The sequence below is a fragment of the Oribacterium sinus genome, from assembly GCF_963537195.1.
Classification (GTDB): Bacteria; Bacillota; Clostridia; order Lachnospirales; family Lachnospiraceae; genus Oribacterium; species Oribacterium sinus_A.
The window spans coordinates 1-3,678 of the sequence record NZ_CAUTEG010000153.1 but is presented as its reverse complement, the minus strand read 5'-3'; the positions used below and the strand labels follow the sequence as shown (position 1 = coordinate 3,678).

The window sequence follows — 3,678 nt, the reverse complement described above, 5'->3', positions numbered from 1 at the left end:
GTCCTTAGCAATTTCACAGGAATTTCTGGTGCCGGATATTCCGCTGGATAAGCAGAAATGAACAATATCCTTTCCCGCCTCCAAGCTGGGGCGGAAAAGAGTCATATATTCTTCACTGTTTACCTGGGAAGTCTTACTCTTCTCCCCATTTAACATTCTTTCAAATAATTTCTCCTGAGAAAGGGAGGCATAAAAATCGTCTCTGTACTCCTCTTCATTTAAATAAAAACGAAAGTAGGCTAAAAGAATGTTTCTTTTTTCCGCCCATTCCTTAGAAATATCCACTGTAGAACAACAAGATAAAACGAAGCTTTCCATACCGTCTCCTTATTCCCTTCTGATGCTTTTCTTAGCTTATGCTTTTCTTATACTTTCTGCTTTTCTTTTGCTTTTCTGCTTTGAATATATTTTATTGCTTTAATACTTTACTTATGCCCCTTTGTTTCCTTTAGCTGTTCCTGCTTTCACTATTCCCCTAATACATTTCGAATTGCCACAGGAGTTCTGTAATTCCAACGGTAAATTCGAATTCCGGAACGTCTGGAGGCAGCGTTTACCACCTGACCGTTACCAATATAGATTCCTACATGATTTACCACACCTCTCCTGTTGGCATAGAAAATCAAATCTCCGGGACGCATATTTTCACTGCTGACCTTAACACCGGTTCTGGACTGTTCCCTGGAAACTCTGGGTAAAGAAACTCCATATTTACTCATAATTGTCTGGGTAAAGCCGGAGCAGTCACAACCGTGGGTTAAAGAGGTTCCTCCCCACACATAGGGGTTACCCACAAATTGGCAAGCAAAGTTTACCAAATCGCTTCGTCTCTTTGCCGCAATATTGGCTCTATCCTGTGCCGGTCTATAGGAAATGGCCTCGATTAAACCGTAGTTTACGGTAACATTGTTATCTCTTGTGGAAACATAGGCTCCCTGATCCCCCTCCTGATCATCTCCGGAATCTAAGTCCAGCTGTACCCATCCATCCAGCTGATTAACTACAGAATATCTTTGATCTCTTGTAACCTTGGTCCAGGCATTGGATTCCGTACTGGGATTTGCCCGGACGTTTAAGGCATCCGTATTGACCGTTGCCATAACCTGGGCATGGGCAAGAGCCAGCTGCTCCGCTTCCTTACCTTGCGCCACCAGCTCCGACTTTACATAGCCGGTGATTTCTCCGGAACGGATTTTCAGCCAACCGTTTTCTTCCCCTAAAATATCTCCTCCCGCATAGCCCGGGAATTTTCCGATAATGTTGTCAATACCCTTGTCGGCAGGATCGGAACGGATATTGATATAGTCTTGAGCCTTTGATACACCAAGGTGATCATACTGGTTTATAACCTTTTGCTTTAAATTGTAGCTTCGCGCCTCATCCAAGCCATATTCCAAACTCACATTTTCCGCACTGGAAGATATATAAGCCTCTTCCACCCCTTCGATGGTATCTGCAGAAATTTTCAGATAATCCTTTCCGCTTCTTCCCAATACAATATATCGTTCCCCCTTGGCACAGGAGCCTAAGGTATTTCCGTCAATCTTCTCCGGAGTAGAACGAATACGAAGCTTTTCCGCCAGGATGGTAACTCTTGGCTCCATATATTCCTTGGCCTTTTCCTTCGCTTCCTCTCCCTCCAGCAAAAACTGCTTGGAAATATAGCCATCCAAACCTCCGGAACGGACCTTCACCCAGTTCTCCGTTCCCGCTGCGGGAGACTCTAAAATCTCCACTCCCGCTCCATTTTTTAAAATTCCGATAATGTTTTGAATATCATTTTCATTAGGCTGGGAACGGAAGTTAATAAAGCTGGAATCACACTGTACCAGTCCCAGATTGGTATATCGGGAAAGAGCAAGCTCCTCTTCCTCCTGCTTTCTTTCCTCCACCTTTTTGGAAAGCTCTGAGGAACTGGCTTTCTCATCCACTACATCCTCCAGGTTGGAAGCGGAAGCCTCTTTCGTTACCGGCTTCTCTTTGCTTTTTCCGCAGGCTGAAATACTGCAAAGGCAAAGCAAAATCAATATGGCATATTTTTTCATCGGCAAAATCATATCCTTTCTTTCCCAACGGAAAGCATACTATGAACTCTCATAGCCGGCTTTTTGCTTAAGTACTATCTAATCCTGTAAGCAGATAAAAGCTCCCTGCAGTCCTCTTTTTCCCTGACTGTAACGGTGAGAAAAAAACAGTTCCGGATTCTCCATGGTGCAATAACCGCTGATGGAAATATGTTCTTCTTTTATTCCGCAGTTCAGCGCTATCCTTCGGTTTAAATCCCATAAGTCCAGTTGAAATTTATCCTTTGAAATCCTTTGAATTGGAGAAGCTGTATCTTCCCCTAAATCCGGATAATCCTCCAGGAAGGAAAGAGCTAAGTCTTCAGAAACAACGTATTGCTCCTTACAAATACTGGGGCCGATGGCAATAAGAATCTCCGCGGGATTTGAAGAGAAATGCTTTCTCATTTCCTCCACCACGTTTTGAAGAATCTTCCCCTTGGTCCCCCTCCAGCCGCTATGACAGGCTCCTACCGCTTTATGAATAGGATCATAAAATAGAATCGGAACACAGTCTGCGGAAAAGCAGGAAAGTATAATTCCTTCTTCATCCGTGATTAAAGCATCTATTCCCTCATAATCTCTATCTTTTGTAATGCCCTTTCCCCTGTCCTTCGTGCCTACCTTCAGTACCTTGGTTTCATGGCTTTGCTTGCTAAGAACAAAGTCCTCAGGAGTTTTCCCAAAACGCTCTCCGATTCTTCGGAAATTCTCCAGGACGTTTTCCTTGGCATCCTCCACGGAGAAGCTTAGGTTTAAAGAAGTCAAATGTTCCTTGGATACGCCACCTTTTCTGGTGGAGAAGCCATGCTTTAACCCTGTTTCTCTTTGGAAAAGGGGCGATTCCACCATTGGGAGAATACCCGTGCTGATTTTATATTCCACCAAAGGAAAGGGATGTTCCTTAAGCTGATTCATTGATCCTCCTATAGACTTTATGCATTTTTCTCTTCTTCCAAAATCTTTCGAAGAGCAGAAGCCTCGGGAAGGGGCAAAACCGCGCCATCCAAGCCTGCTTTCTTTGCGCCCTCAATATTTTCTTTTAAATCATCTATAAAAAAGCAATCCTTTGCTTCCAAAGAAAAATGCTTTAAAAATCTTTCATAAATAACATCCTGTGGCTTCAGGCATTGAAAGGCCGCAGAGTAAAAGATGCCGTCAAAATATTCCGATCCGGGAAGCACTTCCCGCCAAATTGGAACTAGGCGCATGGAAGCATTGGACAAAAGATAAAGCTTTCTTCCCTGCGCCTTCTCTTCCTTTAGGATTTCCGCAACACCGGGGATTTTTTTCATATTATATTTATCCCAGTTTTCAAAACAGATTTTACAAAGCTCTGCCAGCTCCGGTGAACTGCAACGTTTCATCCATGCTTTTAGGGCATCCTCCTCGGACATCAGCCCTGCATCCAATCTGATCCACTCTCCGGAATAAAACATCACATCTTTGATTTCTTTAATCCAATCTTCTCTATCTGTATATTCTTGAATCACCCATACCGGATCATAGGTGACTAAAACATTTCCCATATCCAATTCAAGATTTTTGTGCATTTTGTTTGTCCTTTGTTTTTAATGGTTCTCTGTTTTGGTAGTGTAGAGGAGCATTTTCTATA

General features: G+C 43.1%; 4 protein-coding genes. All 4 read right to left on the bottom strand.

The window, feature by feature from the left end; all coding sequences use genetic code 11:
• Positions 1–318, bottom strand: a 318-nt coding sequence (locus RYL27_RS11220; protein ID WP_314967202.1) for a DegV family protein, incomplete at its 3' end; no start/stop codon positions are given.
• Positions 319–467: 149 nt separating this feature from the next.
• Positions 468–2,057 (bottom strand): C40 family peptidase, encoded by a 1,590-nt coding sequence (locus tag RYL27_RS11215; protein ID WP_442945770.1) that lies wholly within the window; start codon positions 2,055–2,057, stop codon positions 468–470.
• Between the two features lie 66 nt (positions 2,058–2,123).
• Positions 2,124–2,981, bottom strand: coding sequence for a peptidoglycan editing factor PgeF (pgeF, locus tag RYL27_RS11210; protein ID WP_314967201.1), 858 nt, complete (start codon positions 2,979–2,981; stop codon positions 2,124–2,126).
• Positions 2,982–2,998: 17 nt separating this feature from the next.
• The gene (locus tag RYL27_RS11205; RefSeq protein ID WP_314967200.1) at positions 2,999–3,616 is read right to left on the bottom strand and encodes an HAD family hydrolase; all 618 of its coding nucleotides are present in this window, start codon (positions 3,614–3,616) and stop codon (positions 2,999–3,001) included.
• Positions 3,617–3,678: the final 62 nt, after the last annotated feature.